Here is an 18,136-nt window from a genome sequence, read left to right on the forward strand (position 1 = left end):
GTTAAACCCGTTCCAAAATGAGCGTTGCGGCCGTATGACGTGACGCCAGCGCGCCGCCAATGCCGTTGGCGAGCGCGATGTCGCAGTTCGGCACCTGCACGGCGGGGTGGGCTTCGCCGCGCAGCTGGCGCACGGCCTCGATCACCTTCGTCACGCCGCCGCGGTTCGCGGGATGGTTGTTGCACAGGCCGCCGCCATCGGTATTGAAGGGAAGCTTGCCCACGCCCGAAATCAGGCCGCCGTCCTGCACGAATCGGCCGCCTTCGCCCTTCTTGCAGAAGCCGAGGTCTTCGAGCTGCATGAGCACCGTGATCGTGAAACTGTCGTAGAGCGACGCGTATTTGATATCGGCGGGAGTCAGGCCGGCTTCCGCGAAAGCCGCCGCGCCCGACCACTTCGCCGCCGACCAAGTGAGATCGATCTTGCCGCCTGCCGCATGTTTCGGCGCTTCGCCCGTGCCGCGCACCTTCACGAGCGGTCGCTTGAGCTGCTTCGCGATCTCGGGCCGCGCCACGATGAGCGCGCCGCCGCCATCGCTCATTACGCAGCAGTCCAGACGATGCAGCGGGTCGGACACCATCGGCGAATTCACGACGTCTTCGACGGTCACCACATTGCGCAGCATGGCCTGCGGGTTGTGCTGCGCATGGTGCGAGGCCGCGACCTTGATCCAGGCGAGCTGCTCGCTCGTCGTGCCGAACTCGTACATGTGGCGTTTCGCGACCATGCCGTACAGGTTTTGCGTGGCCGGGCCGAACGGCAGCTCGAACTGCACGTCCGGTGCATCGGGGTCCGGCGACTTGAGCGCGAGCGCCGCGCCTGCCGCACGCGGGCGGCCTGCCAGCGTAATCAGCGCCACGTTGCAGCGCCCTGCCGCGATCGCTTCCGCCGCATGCGCGACGTGGAGGATCGGCGCGGACCCGCCGCATTCGGTCGAATCGACGTGGCGCAGCTTCAGGCCAAGGTACTCCGCAATCGTGGTCGTGCCGAGGCCCGGCGCGTCGCCCGCGCAGAAGTAGCCGTCGATATCGGCCTTCGTGAGGCCCGCGTCTTCCAGCGCGCCCTTCGCGACATCGGCGTGCAGGCGCGCGACGGAGAGGTCGTCGGCCTTGCGCGTGGGATGCTCGTAGGCGCCGACGATATACGCTTGTCCGTTCAGGCTCATGCGGCCTCCTGCGCAAGACGCTGCGCCGTGAATCGGTTGAGATGCCATGTCGCGTCGCCGTAGGTCAGGTTGATCGCGAACATGCGCTTCGCGTAGTGGCCCGCGCGGCACTCTTCGGTCATGCCCATCGCGCCGTGCAGCTGGATCGCCCATTCGCCGGCGTTCTTGCAAGCGTCGCCGATGAATGCCTTCACCGCCGAAACGAAGCGGCTGCGGCGCGCGGGGTCGTTCTCGTCCACAGCCATGGCCGCGGCGCACGCCATCGATTTGCCCTGCTCCAATGCGATGAGCATGTCGGCGACGCGGTGTTGCAGCGCCTGGAACTTCGCGAGCGGCGCGCCGAACTGCGTGCGCGTCTTCAGGTGCTCGGCGGTCAGTTCGAGCAGCGCTTCGAGCGCGCCGACCGATTCCGCGCACAGCGCGGCATTGGCGCGGTCGAGCGCCGCCTCGATGAGCGGGTAGGCCTCGCCCACCTCGCCGATCGCATCGGCCTTGCTCACCGCCACATTGGCGAAGCTCACATGCGCTGCCTCGCGCGCGTCGATCGTTTCGAAGCGGCGCAGCGAGACGCCTTGCGCTTTCGCATCGACGAGGAAGAGCGACAAGCCCTGCGCGTCCCCTCGCTCGCCCGAGGTCCGCACGGCCACCACGAAGGCGTCGGCAGTCGGGCCGTCGAACACCAGCGTCTTGGTGCCCTCGATGCGCCAGCCGTCGCCGGTCTCCGTCGCGCGCACCGCGATGCGTGCGAGGTCGTAGCGCGCATCGGCTTCGCCCACGGCGAGCGCGAGCACCTTTTCGCCGCATGCGGCCGCTTCGAGCCATTGCGAACGCTGCTGCGCGCTGCCCGCCGCGCCAATCAGCGCAGCGGCCGGCATGCCGCTCGAAAGCCAGCCCGCGCCGCCCAGCGCACGGCCCAGCTGTTGCGCGACCAGCATTGTCTCCACCGCGCCATAGCCGCTGCCGCCCTGCTCGGGGTCGATGATGAGGCCGGTGATGCCGAGTTCCGCGAGACCGGCGCGGCGGCGCGCCGCGAGCGCCGCATCTTCGGCATTGCCGCGCTGATGCGCGGGATATTCGCCGTCGCAGAAGCGGCGTACCGCGTCTTGCAGTGCGACGTGATCTTCAGTCAAGGAAAAGTCCATGTTTTATCGTGTCCCGCTTCAGGCGTTGAAGAACGCGCGGCTGATCAGGTTGCGCTGCACTTCGTTCGTGCCGCCGTAAATCGACAGCTTGCGCGCGTCGAAGTAATTGGCCGCGACGGCGATGAGCTCCTCGGGGCTCGGCGGTTCGTGGCCCGCCTGGTCGAGCAGCGCGGCTTCGTCGAACGCAATGCCTTCGGGACCGGCGATATCCGCGAGCAGCGCGTAGATCGCCTGGCGCAGCTCGGTGCCGCGCACCTTGAGCATCGATGCCTCCACGGCCGGCACGCGGCTTTGCTGGTTCGCGCTGAGCATGCGCAGGCCCGTGAATTCGAGCGCCATCAACTCGATCTCGAAGCGGCTCACGCGCGCCTCGAAGAGCGGATCGCCCGCGAGGCCCTGCTGCTTGCCGAGCGCCTTCGCGCGGGCAAGCTGCTGCTTGCACGAGCCGATGCCGGCAATGCCGGTGCGCTCGTGACCCAGCAGATACTTGCCGTACGACCAGCCCTTGTTCAGCTCGCCCACGAGGTTTTCGACGGGCACGCGCACGTTGTCGAGATAGACCTCGTTGAGATCGGTGCCGCCTTCGAGCATGCGGATCGGGCGCAGCTCGACGCCCGGCGATTTCATGTCGATGAGCAGGAACGAGATGCCTTCCTGCGGCTTCGCGTGCGGGTCGGTGCGGACGAGCGCGAACATCATCTCGCACCAATGCGCGTACGAGGTCCACACCTTGTGCCCGTTCACGACGAAGTGGTCGCCGTCGAGAACGGCCGTCGTGCGTACGCTCGCGAGGTCCGAGCCCGCGCCCGGTTCCGTGAAACCCTGCGCCCACCACGTTTCGCTGCGGCGGATACCGGGCAGGTAGCGTGCCTTCTGCTCAGGCGTGCCGAACGCGTTGAGCACGGGGCCGAGCATGTTGATGCCGCTCGCGATGATGCGCGGCGCGCCGCCTACCAGCGTTTCCTCATCGAAGATGTAGCGCTGCAGCGGCGTCCAGCCCGGGCCGCCCGCTTCCTTCGGCCACGACGGCGTGATCCAGCCGCGCTCGTAAAGGTGCGTGTACCACTCGACATAGTCGGTGCGCTCCAGCCGCAGGCCCAGTTCGGCCTTGCGCTTGAGTCGCGGCGACAGGTGCGTCCTGACGAACTCGCGCACCTCGGCGCGGAACGCTTCGTCTTCTGCGGAGAATTCCAGTCTCATTGATTCATTGTCCTTATCAGTGGTGCGAGCCGCCATGGCCGCCTTGCGAGCCGCAAACGACGAGCGCATCGAGTGCGAGCACGCGGTCGGGGTACGCGACGAGCGGGTTCACGTCGATTTCGGTGATCGCCTCGTTCGCACGCATCTGCGCGCCGATCGCGGCCACGGCCCTGGCGATGGCGGCCACGTCCACGCCTTGCGCGCCGCGCACGCCGTCGAGCAGCGCCGCGGCCTTCAGGCGGCGCAGTTCCACGACGATGTCGGCTTCGGCCATGTCGGCGGGAATCAGGCGCACGTCCTTGAGCGCCTCGATCCAGATGCCGCCAAGGCCCACCAGCACGACCGGGCCCCACTCGGCGTCGCGCTTCGCGCCCACCACGAGTTCGAGACCGCGCGGGCCCATTGCCTCGACGAGCGCGCCGTCGAGTTCCAGTTCAGGACGATGCGCGGCCACGCTCGCGTGCAGTTTGTCCCAGCCGGCGCGCAGCGCGGCCGCATCGGCGAGGCCGACCACCACGCCGCCCACGTCGCTCTTGTGCGGCAGTTCGCTCGCCTGCGCCTTCAGCACTACCGGATAGCCGATTTCATCTGCGATCCTCAGCGCTTCGTCCAGCGTCTTCGCGAGACGTCCCGGCGGCACCGGCAGGCCCGCGGCGGCGAGCCATTGCTTGCCCTGATACTCGGCGTAAATGCCGTTGGCCGGCACGCCTCCTGGCAGCGGGATTGCGGGGGGCGGCGCGGTTTGCGCACGTTGTGCGCGCTGCAGCGATTCGCCATAGGCCGCCACGCGGGCGCACGCGCGCAGCGCGCGGTCGGGCGAGCGGAAAAACGGCACGCCGCTTTGGGCAATCGCCTCGACAAAGAACGGCTGCAGCGCGTTGTTGTCGCCCATCACTGCGAGCACAGCGGGTTTGGTTGCGCGCGCAAGCGCCGGCACGAGGTGGTCCGCCTTGTCGCGCTGGGCGATGGGCGGGCCGCCCATGATCGAGAGCACGAGGCTGCCGATGTTCGGATCAGCGAGCACGGTGTCGATCAGCTCGCCGATCAGCCCCGGATTGCGCACGCCGATGGTCGTGTAGTCGAGCGGGTTGTCCGCCACGGCGAAGTCGGGCAGCAGTCCGGTGAGCTTCTTCAGGGTCGGCTCGGTGAGCGGCGGCAAGGCAAGGCCGATGTCGTCGGCGAAGTCGAGCGTGATGTTCTTCACCGCGCCCGATGCCGTCATCACGGCGGTGCCTGCAGCAGGGGGCACCGGAAAGCGCGCGAGGATGGTCGTGGTGTCGAACAGTTCGTCGAGCGAATCGACCACCACCACGCCTTCGCGGGCGAGCAGCACGCTCGCCGTGGCGTGGTCGCCCGCCAGCGCGCCCGTATGCGACTGTGCCGCTTCGCGCGCCCGCGCGCTCTTGCCCGGCATCAGCATGACGATCGGCTTGCCCGCCGCGCGCGCTTCGCGCGCCAGCGCGAGGAAGGTCTGAGGGCGGCGCACCTGCTCGGCGTAGACCGCAATCGCGCTCGTTTGCGCATCGGCGATGAACCAGGCGAGATAGTCCTCGATGCCCAGCACGGCTTCGTTGCCTGTCGAAGCTGCCACCGTGATCGGCACGCCGCGCCCCATGAAGGCGTCGCGCAGATTCGCGGCCATGGCGCCGCTTTGCGCAACCACGCCCACGCCCTTGCGGCCTGCGCACGGATACGGCGAGAGCGCCTCGAAGGTGACCGGCACGCCGGCTTCGAAGTTGGTGAAGCCCATGCAGTTGGGGCCGATGAGCGCGATACCCGCTGCGTTCGCGGCCTCCGTCAGCGCCTGCTGCTTCGCACGGCCTTCTTCTCCGGCTTCGGCATAGCCCGACGCGAAGATCACCGCCGCGCCGGTGCCCCGCGCGCCCAGCGTGCGCACGGCGTCGAGCACACCGGCCTCGGGAATGCAGAGCACGGCGAGATCGACGCCTTCGGGCAGCGCATCCACGCTGCTCACGCAGGGGCGGCCGTTGATTTCCTGGCTGCTGCGCGAGACGAGATGGACCTCGCCCGCGTAGCCGAAGCGCTCCAGGTTTTGCAGCACGAAATTGCCGAACGAGCGCGGGTCGGCGGAAGCGCCGACGATCGCAATCGAGCGCGGCTTCAGCACGCGGTCGACGGACAACACGCCATCGGCTTCGGAGAGTGACTTACTCATCAGGTCATGCCTCTTCTTGATTGGCGATCCCGGCGCTGGCTTACCGGGATCAGTTCGATTGGTAGCCATTCTGGCATACCAGAACCGCATTCTCAATACACCAGAGGTGGGTTTTGATGGCTAGTGTTTTCCCCTAGCGCACTTGCCGCGGCCCGGCACGTTCGGTATATGTACTTGATTTTGCGTAGTTTTTGCACGGACAAAGTGGCTATCCCGCAGCAGGACAGGATGTATAAGAAAATTACCATCTTGAATACCACGAACTCGCATTGGTATATTCTAGGCATCCGACCACCGATCAAACCCGCCCTCCCATGAAACCTGTAGTCGATCTGCCCGTCGAGCACCAGGGCGCCGCGCCCGACCTGCACGCTGCCGCGCCGCGCATGCGAGCCAGTCTCGCGAACGACATTCGCGAGACGCTGCAGGCCGAGATCGAAACCGGCCAGCTCGCGCCGGGTATGCCGATCGACGAGCGCGCGCTCGCGGCGCGTTTCAACGTATCGCGCACGCCGGTGCGCGAGGCGCTTCAGCATCTGGCGGCGCGCGACCTCGTGCTGATTTCGCCGCGCCAGGGCATCACCGTGGCGCGCCTGTCCATCGCGAAAGTGCGCTCGATGCTCGAATACATCGGGGAACTGGAGGCATTGTGCGCGCGCTTTTGTGCACGGCGCGCGAGCGACACCCTGCACGAAGCGCTCGACCGCGCGCTGATGGCGTGCCAGCAGGCCGCGGTGGAAGGCGACGCGAGCGAATACGCCCGCGCCAACGAGGCCTTTCACGACACCATTTACGACGGCAGCCGCAACGAGTGCCTCGCCGATCAGATCCGCGCGGCGCGCCGCCAGTCGGCGCGCTACCGCGTGGCCGACCTGCGCAACCGCAGCCAGATCAGCCGCTCGCTGCAGGAGCACTTCGAGATTGCCCGCGCGATCCAGGCCGGCGACGAAGCGAAGGCCGCCGACGTGATGCGGCGCCACGTTCCCGCGGGCACCACCGGCTTTTCCGAGTTCCTCGCGGCCGTGCCGCGTCACTTTTTCGACTTCGGCACCGACTGAGAAGCCAGGTCATCCTGAACAATTACCACGGAGACAACATGCCCCGCTCCATCGACGTCCCAGGCCTCGCGCACAACGCCCCGATCCCCGTGGGCGCACGCGTCGGCAACGTGCTGTGCTCGTCGGCGATCGCCGGCAAGGACCCGGCGACGGGCAAGCTCCCCGCCTCGGCCGCGGACCAGGCACGCCTCGCGTTCGACAACCTCGAACGCTTTCTCGACGCGGGCGGCGCCACGCTCGCGGATGTCGTCAAGCTCGCTGTGTACGTGAAAGACGACAGCGTGCGCGAGCACCTCAACGCGCACTGGCTAGTGCGCTGGCCCGACCCGGCCCAGCGCCCCGCGCGCCATGTCGTCGTGCACGACCTTCAGCACGGCATGGTCCTGCAACTCGAAGTCATGGCCGTGGCGTCGTCCTGAGCGGCCCGCCAATTTCTCCAACGCAACGCATTCCCTCAATTCGAAAAGGTTCCAACGTGATCATCGATTCCCACGCCCACGTCGTCATGCCGCCCGAGAGCTTCCGCTACATGGCGGAGCTGATCGGCGGCCGCGCCAACCCCTCCACCCGGCCCAACATTCCCGACGCCTCGGTGCGCAAGGTCGCCGAAGAACTCGTGCGCAGCATGGACTCGGTCGGCACCGACGTGCAGTTCATCTCGCCGCGCCCCTATCTGCAGATGCATTCGGTGAAGCCGGCGCGCGTGGCCGAGCTATGGTCGCGCCACTGCAACGACCTGATCGCGCGCTTCGTCGCGATGTTCCCCGACCGCTTCCGCGGCGTGGCGGGCCTGCCGCAATTCATGAACGAGTCGCCGGAAGTGCGCGTCGTGGCCGAACTCGAGCGCTGCGTGAACGAGCTGGGCTTTGTGGGATGCCTGCTGAACCCGGACCCGACCGAAGGCGAAGGCCCGACGCCAGCGGGGCTCGGCGATCCGTTCTGGTATCCGCTCTATGAGGCGATGACGGCGCTCGACGTGCCCGCGCTGATCCACTCGGCCGGCAGCTGCAGCCCGCGCGAGTCGTACACGCTGAAGTTCATCAACGAAGAAAACATCGCGGTCATCTCGCTGCTCGAATCGGATGTCTTCCAGAAATTCCCGAACCTGAAGATCGTGGTCGGCCACGGCGGCGGCGCGATTCCCTACCAGATGGGCCGCTTTCGTTCGTGGGCCGTGCGCCGTAACCATCCGCAAAGCTTCGACGAGCAACTGCGCAAGCTCTACTTCGACACCTGCAATTACTCGAAGGAATCGATCGACCTGCTGCTCAAGGTGGCCGGCACCGACAACGTGCTGTTCGGCACCGAAAAGCCGGGCACCGGCAGCGCGCGCGACCCGATCTCGGGCCGCGATTACGACGACATGAAGCCGGTGATCGAAAGCATCGAATGGCTCACCGAAGAACAGCGCCGCAACGTGTTCGAATGCAACTGCCAGCGCGTCTATCCGCGCGCGTTCCGCCACTATCAGGAGGCCTGAACATGGCCATGACCGCCGAAGAAAACGAATTGCTCACGCGCGTCGAAAACGGCGCGCCCATGGGCGAAATGATCCGCCAGCACTACTGGATTCCGGCCGTGCCCTCGGCAAAGCTGGAGGCAGACGGTGCGCCCGTGCTGGTGCGCCTGCTGGGCAGCAACTACGTGGCGTTTCGCACGACCGACGGCAAAGCCGGCCTGATCGACGAGCTTTGCCCGCACCGCAAGACATCGATGATGATGGCGCGCAACGAGAACAACGGCCTGCGCTGCATCTACCACGGCTGGAAAATGAACGTGCAGGGCGAGGTGATCGAGGCGCCGAACCAGGTGGGCGACCAGGCGCAGTTCTGCAAGCGCGTGAAGACGAGCCAGTACGGCGTGGAAGATCGCGGCGGCATCGTGTGGGTGTGGCTCGGCAAGGGCGACACGCCGCCGCGCTTTCCCGACCTCCCGTTCACGCAGCTGCCCGCCAACCAGCGCTCGGTCACGAGCGTCGAAGTGCCGACCAACTGGGTGCAGGGCGTGGAAGCTTCCATGGACTCGTCGCACGTGGGCGTGCTGCACGAATCGACCACGCAGATCACGGCGGGCGGCGGCAACGAACGCATGCACATGACGAAGGCGCTCGCGCCCCGCCTCGAATTCGAGGAGCGCCCGTACGGCTATCGCTACGCGGCGCTGCGCGACCTGCCCGACGATAAGGTCTACGCGCGCGTGAACAACTTCGTGATGCCGTGGTACGGCATCATCTGCGCACCCGATGCGAACAGCCCGAGCACGGTGTTCTTCTCGACGCCCGTGGACGATGTTACGCACCGTGCCTGGTTCGTGCATTTCAACCCCACGCGCAAGCTCGGCATGACGGTGATGTCGGCCACGCCCGATGTCTGGAATTTCCCGCCGCTGCCGCCGGGCACGCGCGAAACCGGCTTCGGCCAGAACCGCGATCTCATGAGGCGCGGCCATGCCACGGGCTTCCACCAGCATCTGGGCACCGAAGACTTCGCGATGTTCCTCGGTCAAGGCCCCATCGCCGACCGCACCACCGAGCAACTCTGCTCCGCCGACGGCGCCGTGCTGCGCGTGCGTGCGCAACTGCTCAAATCGGCGCGCGAGTTCATGGCCGGCAAAACGCCCACGCTCGCGGACAGCCCCGAGCTGGACTATTCGCGTGCGATTTCCATTGGCGGCGTGCTGCCCGCGGACGCCGACTGGCGCTCGCTGGTCGAGACTGCCTGATCCCATGTTGCCGGAATGACTTCGATGCTTGCTCCCCTGCTTCTCACGCTGCGCGTCGCCGCGATCGACGCCCCGACTTCGCTCATCAAGTCGATCACGCTCGAAGCCCACGACGGCGCGCTGCTACCCGGCTTCGAGCCGGGCGCGCACCTCCAGGTCGAGATTCCTTCCGCGACGGCGGGCGGCGCGCCGCAGTGGCGCTCGTATTCGCTGATCCATCTCGACCCCGCCGTCGATCCGCGCAACGGCGTGCGGGCGTACCGGCTCGGCATTCGCCGTGAGGACGAAGGCCGCGGCGGCTCGCGCCACATGCACGCGCTGGCGGTCGGCGCGACGCTCTGCGCGCGCGCGCCCGTCAACCACTTCCCGCTTGCCGCGCCGCCGCGCGTGCTGCTCGTCGCGGGCGGCATCGGCATTACGCCGATCATCTCGATGGCGAGCGCGCTGGCCGCGCAGCAGCGCGACTACGCGCTCCATTTCAGCGGGCGCTCGCGCGAGGCGCTGCCCTTCGTGGATGAACTGCGCGCGCTCGCGGGCGACAAGCTCACGCTGCACGCCGACGACGATCCCGCCACGTGCCTCTCGATCGACGCGTTGCTCGACGGCGCGCAGGTGAACCAGCCGATCTATGTTTGCGGTCCGGCAGGCATGATCGACGCGGTGCTCGCGGCGGCGCGCAAGCGCGGCTGGCACGAGGGCGATCTGCACTACGAACTGTTCACCGAGGCCGCGCCTCAGGAAGGCGACACGGCCTTCGAAGTCGAACTGAAGTCGTCAGGCAAGCGGCTCACCGTGCCCGCCGAAAAATCGCTGCTCGACACGCTCATCGAAAACGGCACGGACGTGATGTACGACTGCCGCTCGGGCTACTGCGGCCTGTGCACGACCAACGTGTGCAGCGGCGAGATCGACCACCGCGACACCTACCTTTCCGAAGCGGAGAAGGCGGGGGGCAAGGTCATGCAGGTCTGCGTGTCGCGCTGCAAGAGCGGGCGCCTCGTGCTCGACCTTTAATACCTCTAACGAAATTGAAGCGGAATCCAGAATGAGCGAAATGCTGGTTACCTATGAACTCGATGGCCAGGTCGCGCTGATCGGGCTGAACCGCCCCGACAAGCGCAACGCCATCAACGAAGACGTGATCGCGCAGTTGCGCGCCGCCGTGCTGCGCGCGGGCGAAGAGGCCGACGTTGGCGTGCTGTTCGGGCACGGCGGCAACTTCAGCGCGGGCCTCGATCTGCGCGAAGCGCTCGCGCGCGCGAGCGGCCAGAGCGCGCCGCCGCGCAAGCGCCGGCGCCACTCGTGGCACGAAGTGTTCGACATCATCGCGCGGGGGCCCATTCCATTCGTCGCTGCCCTGCACGGCGCCGTGGTGGGCGGCGGCCTCGAACTCGCCACCGCCGCACACGTGCGCGTGGGCGACACGACCGCGTTCTTCGGCCTGCCCGAAGGCCAGCGCGGCATTTTCGTGGGCGGCGGGGGCACGGTGCGCATCCAGCGCGTGATCGGCTACACCGTCATGGCGGATCTGATGCTCACGGGCCGCCTGCTCTCGGCCGAAGAGGGCTTGCGCGAGCATATCGTCACCTATGTCACGCCCGCGGGCGAAGCGCTCGCCAAGGCGAAGGAACTCGCCGCGAAAATCGCGCAGAACGCACCCGACACGAACTGGCGCATCACCAACCTGCTGCCGCGCGTGAACGACCTCTCGCACGAGGACGGCCTCTTCCTCGAATACATGAGCTCGAACATGGCGCGCTCGCCCGAAACCGCAAAACGCTTGCAGGAATTCGTGGACGGCAAGGCGAAGCCGCTCGAACGTCCTGACGCTCACAAGACCAACGCATGAGGTGCACCAAGCCATGAATGCAGCAAACGAACTGGATCCGCAGGAGGCAGCGGCGCGTGAAGCGGCGCTTGCGCATGTGAAGGCGGCCGAGAAAACGGCCGCGCAGATTCCCGTCGGCAATGCCACGCCGCGACCCATCGCGCAGGCCGCCGTGATCGGCGCGGGCACCATGGGCGGCGGCATTGCCATGGCGCTGGTCGCCGCGGGCATTCCCGTCACGCTCATCGACGCGACCGCGGATGGCCTCGCGCGCGGCCTCGCCCGCATCCGCGACAACTACGAGAGCAGCGTGAAGCGCGGCAAGCTCGACCCCGCCTTGCGCGACGAGCGCCTCGCGCGCATCACGGGCTCCCTCGCGATTGCCGACGTAAAAGACGCCGATATCGTGATCGAAGCGGTGTTCGAAGACCTCGCGCTCAAGCAAGGCATCTTCCGCGAGCTCGACGTCCACGCAAAACCGGGCGCCGTACTCGCCACCAACACGTCGGGTCTCGACATCGACGAAATCGCCGCCGTGATGAAGCGCCCCGCCGATGTGGTGGGCGCGCACTTCTTCAGCCCCGCCCACGTCATGCGCCTGCTCGAAGTCGTGCGCGCCGCGCAAACCGCCGACGACGTGATCGCCACGCTCATGGATCTCGGCCGCCGCATGGGCAAGGTATCGGTCCTCGCGCGCATCTATCCGGGCTTCATCGGCAATGCGCTCTTTCGCAATTACAACCGCGAAGCGCACTTTCTTGTCGAAGACGGCGCGCTGCCGCACGAGGTCGATGCGGCGCTCAAGGATTTCGGCTACGCGATGGGCATTTTCGCGGTGCACGACATGGCCGGCAACGATGTGGGCTACCAGACGCGCAAGGCGCAGATGGCGACGCGCCCCACCGACCGCCGCTGGAACGATCTCATCATGAAGCTAGTGGAGATGGGGCGCCTCGGCCAGAAGAGCGGCAAGGGCTGGTATCGCTACGAGCCTGGCAGCCGCGAGCCGCAGCGCGACGAGGAACTCGAGCGCTTCATCGTGGAGGAGTCGGCGCGCCTTGGCATCACGCGCCGCCCGATTTCCGCCGAAGAGATCGTCAAGCGCTGCGTGTACGGCATGATCAACGAAGGCGCGAAGCTGCTGGAACAGGGCATTGCCCTGCGCGCCAGCGACATCGACGTGGTGTACGTGACGGGCTACGGGTTTCCCGCGCATCGCGGCGGCCCCATGTACTACGCGGACCAGATCGGCCTCGCGAACGTCTACGAGGACGTCAAGCGACTTTACGAAGCGTATGGCTACTGGTGGAAGCCGGCGCCACTGCTCGAAAAGCTCGCGGCCCGAAACGGCCGCTTCGCCGACCTTTGATCGCTTCCCCTGGCGCGCCCGCTTGCAGGGCGCGTTCTGTGCATCGAGCGAGGCGGACCACCCGCCTCGCTCGATCATTCTTCGTCGTGCTCGCCGTTGACCGGACCTGTTTCCACCGCAGCGGCCTCGCGCGAATGAACCATCGGCGCGTCGTTGAAAAACTCCGCGGGCAGTGTGGCGAGGAATTCGGAAAAGCCCGCGTCGCCGCCCGGCGAATGCTGGGCCATGACTTCCTCGGCGGTTGCCTCGTCGCCCGAGAGCAGCGCCTGCGCGAGGCGCTGGTGATCGGCGATGACCTTCTCGCGGCGGCTCGGCGCGAGAAAGAGCTTGGGACGGTAGCGCGAGATCAGGCGCCGGATCGCGCGGATCTGCTCGGCCAGATAATCGTTATGACATGCCTGGCAAATCACTTCGTGGAATTCGGCGTTGCTGCGCGCGAAACGGCGGGCGTCGCTCTGGTTCAGCGCCTCCACGCCTTCGTCGATCGTGCGCTGCAGCTCGACGCGCTGCTCGTCGTTCATGCGGCGGGCGGCGAGGCGCGCCGAAACGGCTTCCAGCTCGTGCAGGAGTTCGAGCATGTCGCGCAGCTGCGGGACCGTCATCTTGGTCACGAACACGCCCTGGCGCGGCACGATCTGCACGTACTGCTGCGCGGCGAGCTGCTGGAGCGCCTCGCGGATGGGCGTACGCGAGACGTTGAAGCGCGCCGCGAGCGCGCGCTCGTCGAGCGCCGCGCCGGGCACGAGTTCGCCTCGCTCGATTTCCGATTCCAGGAGCGCCTTGATTTCGGCCGAACGGCTCAGTTTGGGTGGCTGACTCATTGAATGGCTGACTGTTGGGTTCGAAGGGCCGCGCTGGCGGCGCGATGCGGCCAGCGGCGTTCAAAATGCATATCATACCTTGGAGGTATACCAAACGCCCAACTGTGTGTTACCCCAATGCGGCGCCTGGGCTGCGCTAGAGGCCCTCATCGAGTCCTCCACTTCGCACGCGGCAATTGGGGACAGGCGGCCAATGTCTTCGAACGCAACTGCGAGTTCGGTGTGGGCCCGCACAAGCGACGCAAGACGCCAAAAAGCCCGTTCGTGGCAGGCTTCCTTTGTCGGCATTCAATCAGTGATCCAAAAAACATGCGCCGGATTCGAGGGTCCGTTCGGATGTGCACCGTCGCATCACCCTGGCTCAATGGCCTTCGTAGAAGTGCATGCTCGCTCTGGCGCTGATGGAATGCACGCCAGGACTAAGTGCCTCCGATGGGACACGAAATCTGCCGGGAGACGGGACGCTTCGATCGACGATCCGCCACCGATCAGCGTGCTCTCCGGGGCATGCGCCGCGGCTGCGACAACCGCGGCCTGGATAAGCGACATCAGCGCGTAGGCGCCTGGGTCGAGCCCATGGACAACGTCAAACCGCCACGGCCGCGCTTTCGACATCTTTCATCATCACCCCAGTGGCCGCTTCGCACGCGCGGCGGACTGCCTGGGGCTGCCCCGGATGGAACAGGAAGTGATGCAGTAGCTTGCTCCACTTGGGATGACGCTCATACTCGCTGCGAGGCAGGCTGTTCGCGAAGAAATCTCGCCAGTCTCCGCAGGGCAACGCAATGCCCTGCGCGGCGGCAGGCTCCCGCAGCACGCCCTTCGGATCACGCCCCTGCGCTACGGCTTCCATGTCCCGGAAGTACTGCCGGCGAATCATCAAGATGCCCGCGTCGCTGGCGGCCAGGTTTTCGCGGGTACGGTCTGCGATGCGCCCCTGTCCGCACCAGGCGATGATGTCCTGGTTGATCACGTGCGAGCTGATCCATTTTCCGGTCTGGGGATCCGTGACCGGCGCGTGCCAGGTCGGAATACTCTCCTGGACATAGGGCTCGGCTTCGCGGGGCACGCGTATATACGACCAGGTCACATTGAGCGTATTTTCGTCGTCGATGGGCACCCGCCACTCGAAGTGATCCCCGAGGAAGAATCCGTTGGGCCAGAGGCAGACACGACCAGCCGTCCAGAGCGGATGCGATTCGTCAGTATCCTCGGTCACACGGCGATAGATGAAGCCGTGCGCGAATTCCTCGAACGCCACCTTGAGATGCGCCGGTGCATAATCGCGCTCACCGCGCAGGCGACGTCCCCAGTTGGCGTGCATCCACTCGAAATGCAGTGGATCGATGGAATTTTCCTGAGTCTGCAGCCAGTTGCAGGGCACGTTCGCGAATGCCACCTGCACGAAGCCATTGCGCCAGTGGAACGGTTCCCAATCCGGAAGCTGAGGCGCCGGTTGAGGACCGAGATAGGCCCACAGCAAGCCGGCGCACGCACGGACTTCATAGGCCTTCAGCCTGATCCGCTCGCGCATGGTGCCCTGCGGCGCCACCAGGTCCTGGTAAGGCTGCGCGACGCACCGGCCGCCATGATCGTATTGCCAGCCGTGATAGTTGCAGCGCAGACCGTGTTCCTCGACAAAGCCGTATGCCAGGTCGGCGCCGCGATGCGCGCAGTAGCGCTCCATCAGGCCGTAGTGTCCGCCCATGTCCTTGTAAAGAACCAGTTCCTCGCCAAGCAGGCGCACGGGCTTGATCGTCTCGCGCTCGAGTTCGTCAATGCCGGCGATCGGGTGCCAGTGCCGGCGCATCAACTCGCCCATCGGCGTGCCTGGCCCAACCTCGGTGAGCTGGCGATTCTGTTCTTCGGTAAGCATGATGATTTCGCTCGTAGTTGTGACTGGACGACGTCTGGATCAACGCGATTTGTCGACGTGGCGCACGGCGCGAAAGTAGTGGAACGCCGCCCATAAGAGGAGCAAGCTCATAGCGAGCATCGCGTAGCGCAGACCTCTCGACGAGGCATCCGCACAGGCATGCGCGAGCGGCGAGTTCGCCACCGCCCCGAACGCACCATGAGCGCCATGCGGGATCCGGCAAACCTTCGAATAATCACCGTCCGTGAACAGATGCGTGGCAATGCGATCGCTAAGGAATCCAATGAAAGTCGGACCTCCACCCTGGCCGATGAAGTTCATCATCAGAAATACGAACGCCGAAGTCGTGGCGCGCATGCGCGGCGCAACGAGGCCGTGGATCGCAGCGAATGTCGGGCCGTTCCAGGAGCTCAGCAGGATCGTGGCGACAAACAGCAACGCCGCCGCGATATGCCAGTCGGACTGCATGAACGCGAGGGAGACTGGGACGAGCCCAAGCAGCGTGCCCCAGGCCGGCACCCAGGCGTACCAGCGCTTGTCGCTGGCTCCGGCCCTGTCGGCAATCCATCCGCCGAGCGTCGTGCCGATCGCGCCCCCAACGCCGATTGTGAGACCAAACGTCATGCCGGCCTGCGCTGCATTCAGGCCGAATTCACGCGTCAGATACGCAGGAATGAACAGGTTGATGCCGTACTGGGCAAACGCACCGACTACCGTTCCCAGCAGCAGTTGCACGAACAACGGGCTACGCAAGAGGATCGCAGCGATGGTGCCCAACGAGGCATTGCGCTGTGCTTCGACGGTGGAAATTCGGTCCATGGCACCTCGTTCGGGCTCGCGCAGGCTGAGGTACGCAATGACGGCGAGGATCAGGCCCGGCACGCCGACGACCCAGAAGGCCGGACGCCAGCCGAAATGCTGTGCAATCATGCCCCCGCCGATCGCGCCCCCGATCGCGCCCAGGGGAGGACCGAGCGCATAGATGGCCATGGCGGTGGCGCGGCGTCCCTCGGGGAACTCGTCCGAGATCAGCGAATGCGCCGTGGGCGTGCTGCCAGCTTCACCGATACCGACGCCAAGCCGGTACAGCAGCAACTGCGCGAAATTGCCCGCCATGCCGCACAGCACGGTCATCACCGACCATGCCGCAATCGACAGGGATATCAGCGTAACGCGGCTCATCCGGTCGGCGAGCCGGGCCATCGGGATGCCCAGCGTCGCGTAGAACAGCGAGAAAGCGAGGCCGCCCAGAACCCCAATCTGCAGGTCGCTCAGGTTCATGTCGACCTTGATCGACTGCCCTACCACAGCGATGAAAATGCGATCGATGAAACTCGATGCGTAGATAAGGCTCAACATCAACAGGAGCCATGCACGATACCTCGATCCGCTCTTGACCCCAACAGCGGGCAGTGCTTTTCCGACGTTTTCCATGAACCCGTCGCCTCCAGGCGTCAATGGCGGGCACACAAACAAGCCAGCCTGAACTACCTCACGTGTCAGATAGGATACCTAAAAAAATGCGCCGGATTCCAGGCTCTCATTCCCTTCACCGGCGCGTCGCGAAAACGTCAGAAGAGGTGGCGGATACCGACCTGCACAGCCAGCTGGTTGGCCGTGGTCGAGGCGTTGTTGCCGAACAGCGAGCCGCCCGGGCCCGGCACCGAGTACGGCGTCGAGACAAGGAAGTTGTCCGCGAACTTCTGGCCCGCGAAGGCGTGCTGCAAGACACCGAACACATAGACGTCGGTGCGCTTCGAGAGCCGATAGTCCACGCCCGCCGTGTAGAGGTCGTACTTGCCGAGCTTGTGCTGGTCCACGTACGTGAAGCCACCCCCCACCGTCAGCGCCGGTCCGAACCGGTAGCTCGTCCCCAGTTCATAGGCGCTCACGGTCACCACGCCGCGCGGGCTGTGCGAAGCATTGGTGTAGGTGTACACGCCGTTGATCGACCACGCATCGGTCAGGCTATACATGCCGCCCGCCGCGATCGTATAGATCGATTGCGCATTGAGCGCGACCTGCGCCATCGTGCCCACGCCGCGCGCCGCGTTGCCGCCTTGCGTCTTCGTGTACGTGAGCGACCCCGAGTAAGGCGCGTTGAACGTGCCGGTCGGGCTGAACTTCACGCCCGCGCTAATCACGCGCGGGTTGCCCGTCGGCGTGCCCGCGAAGGCGCCCGGAATGTTGCTGAAGCCGTACATCACGCCCGCCGTGACGCCGTGCCAGGTCGGCGTTTCGTAGCGCACCATGTTGCTCACCGGCTCGCCCGCGAGACGGTCGATGTCGTAAGCACCGTGGAACGCGTAGGACGGCGCGAACTGCGAGACGTTGGTGTAGTAAGAGACGTAGTCGTAGATGAAATCGTAATCGTAGCCGGCGATCAGCGTACCGAACGTCGTGCTCTGCAGCCCCACGAAAGCGCGGCGCCCGAAGAGCGCGCCGCCGTGGCTCGCGGTGCCCGTGTTCAGCGAAAAGCCGTTCTCCAGGGTGAAGATCGTCTTCAGGCCGCCGCCGAGATCCTCGACGCCGCGCAGGCCCCAGCGCGATGCCTGGTTGATGCCGTCATCGAGCTTGACTAGCGAGTGGCCGCCCGCGTTGTTCACATAGGTGAGGCCATCGCTGATGATCCCGTACAGCGTCACACTGCTTTGCGCGTGCGCGCCTCCCGCGATTGCGGCCGCTATCGCGCCCGCCAATACCTTCTTCTTCACTTGACGATCTCCGTGTGTTGCGGGCGTTGGCGCCCGCCTTTTTATTGCCGGTCTATTTCCGTCGGC

Annotated in this window: 15 protein-coding genes; 7 read left to right on the plus strand and 8 right to left on the minus strand. The window is 66.0% G+C overall.

What is annotated here, in order from left to right:
• Window position 1 precedes the first annotated feature (1 nt).
• The 4 genes from VSR34_RS22650 to VSR34_RS22665 are packed head-to-tail and all read right to left on the minus strand — an operon-like array spanning window position 2 to window position 5,683.
• On the minus strand, window positions 2-1,165 hold the full coding sequence (locus VSR34_RS22650; protein ID WP_342963609.1) for a thiolase domain-containing protein: 1,164 nt from the start codon (window positions 1,163-1,165) through the stop codon (window positions 2-4).
• Window positions 1,162-2,295 carry an acyl-CoA dehydrogenase family protein gene (locus tag VSR34_RS22655; RefSeq protein ID WP_342963610.1) on the minus strand — a complete coding sequence of 378 codons (1,134 nt, stop codon included), beginning with the start codon at window positions 2,293-2,295 and terminating at the stop codon, window positions 1,162-1,164. The genes VSR34_RS22650 and VSR34_RS22655 overlap by 4 nt, the downstream gene beginning before the upstream one ends.
• 30 nt (window positions 2,296-2,325) lie before the next feature.
• The gene (locus VSR34_RS22660) at window positions 2,326-3,507 is read right to left on the minus strand and encodes an acyl-CoA dehydrogenase family protein (protein WP_342963611.1); all 1,182 of its coding nucleotides are present in this window, start codon (window positions 3,505-3,507) and stop codon (window positions 2,326-2,328) included.
• Window positions 3,508-3,523: 16 nt separating this feature from the next.
• Window positions 3,524-5,683, minus strand: a complete 2,160-nt coding sequence (locus VSR34_RS22665; RefSeq protein ID WP_342963612.1) for an acetate--CoA ligase family protein — start codon at window positions 5,681-5,683, stop codon at window positions 3,524-3,526.
• Between the two features lie 314 nt (window positions 5,684-5,997).
• On the opposite strand from VSR34_RS22665, the gene VSR34_RS22670 reads away from it, so the two are divergent.
• From VSR34_RS22670 to VSR34_RS22700, 7 genes are read left to right on the plus strand one after another with little or no spacing between them, the layout of a single operon-like run.
• Entirely contained in the window at window positions 5,998-6,741 is a 744-nt protein-coding gene (locus VSR34_RS22670; protein ID WP_342963613.1) for a GntR family transcriptional regulator, read from the plus strand.
• A 38-nt stretch (window positions 6,742-6,779) separates the two neighbouring features.
• On the plus strand, window positions 6,780-7,160 hold the full coding sequence (locus tag VSR34_RS22675) for a RidA family protein (protein WP_342963614.1): 381 nt from the start codon (window positions 6,780-6,782) through the stop codon (window positions 7,158-7,160).
• Between the two features lie 56 nt (window positions 7,161-7,216).
• The gene (locus VSR34_RS22680; protein ID WP_028230941.1) at window positions 7,217-8,221 is read left to right on the plus strand and encodes an amidohydrolase family protein; all 1,005 of its coding nucleotides are present in this window, start codon (window positions 7,217-7,219) and stop codon (window positions 8,219-8,221) included.
• Between the two features lie 2 nt (window positions 8,222-8,223).
• Window positions 8,224-9,462: an aromatic ring-hydroxylating dioxygenase subunit alpha gene (locus tag VSR34_RS22685; protein WP_342963615.1), complete on the plus strand. Its 1,239-nt coding sequence runs from the start codon at window positions 8,224-8,226 to the stop codon at window positions 9,460-9,462.
• A 24-nt stretch (window positions 9,463-9,486) separates the two neighbouring features.
• Window positions 9,487-10,476 carry a PDR/VanB family oxidoreductase gene (locus tag VSR34_RS22690; protein ID WP_342963616.1) on the plus strand — a complete coding sequence of 330 codons (990 nt, stop codon included), beginning with the start codon at window positions 9,487-9,489 and terminating at the stop codon, window positions 10,474-10,476.
• A gap of 31 nt (window positions 10,477-10,507) precedes the next feature.
• Window positions 10,508-11,311: a crotonase/enoyl-CoA hydratase family protein gene (locus VSR34_RS22695; protein WP_028230944.1), complete on the plus strand. Its 804-nt coding sequence runs from the start codon at window positions 10,508-10,510 to the stop codon at window positions 11,309-11,311.
• Window positions 11,312-11,324: 13 nt separating this feature from the next.
• Window positions 11,325-12,659 carry a 3-hydroxyacyl-CoA dehydrogenase NAD-binding domain-containing protein gene (locus VSR34_RS22700; RefSeq protein ID WP_342963617.1) on the plus strand — a complete coding sequence of 445 codons (1,335 nt, stop codon included), beginning with the start codon at window positions 11,325-11,327 and terminating at the stop codon, window positions 12,657-12,659.
• Window positions 12,660-12,733: 74 nt separating this feature from the next.
• On the opposite strand, the gene VSR34_RS22705 is transcribed toward VSR34_RS22700, so the two are convergent.
• The 4 genes from VSR34_RS22705 to VSR34_RS22720 all read right to left on the minus strand — a co-directional run bounded on the left by VSR34_RS22705 (window position 12,734) and on the right by VSR34_RS22720 (window position 18,070).
• The gene (locus VSR34_RS22705) at window positions 12,734-13,480 is read right to left on the minus strand and encodes a GntR family transcriptional regulator (RefSeq protein WP_042289940.1); all 747 of its coding nucleotides are present in this window, start codon (window positions 13,478-13,480) and stop codon (window positions 12,734-12,736) included.
• Window positions 13,481-14,066: 586 nt separating this feature from the next.
• A complete protein-coding gene (locus VSR34_RS22710; RefSeq protein ID WP_028212430.1) occupies window positions 14,067-15,356 on the minus strand; it encodes an aromatic ring-hydroxylating dioxygenase subunit alpha in 1,290 nt (429 codons plus the stop codon).
• A gap of 39 nt (window positions 15,357-15,395) precedes the next feature.
• Window positions 15,396-16,715 carry an MFS transporter gene (locus tag VSR34_RS22715; RefSeq protein ID WP_042289944.1) on the minus strand — a complete coding sequence of 440 codons (1,320 nt, stop codon included), beginning with the start codon at window positions 16,713-16,715 and terminating at the stop codon, window positions 15,396-15,398.
• A 212-nt stretch (window positions 16,716-16,927) separates the two neighbouring features.
• Window positions 16,928-18,070, minus strand: a complete 1,143-nt coding sequence (locus VSR34_RS22720) for a porin (protein WP_028212429.1) — start codon at window positions 18,068-18,070, stop codon at window positions 16,928-16,930.
• Between the last annotated feature and the right edge of the window lie 66 nt (window positions 18,071-18,136).

Source organism: Paraburkholderia sp. JHI2823, from assembly GCF_038900695.1.
GTDB classification, from domain to species: Bacteria; Pseudomonadota; Gammaproteobacteria; order Burkholderiales; family Burkholderiaceae; genus Paraburkholderia; species Paraburkholderia mimosarum.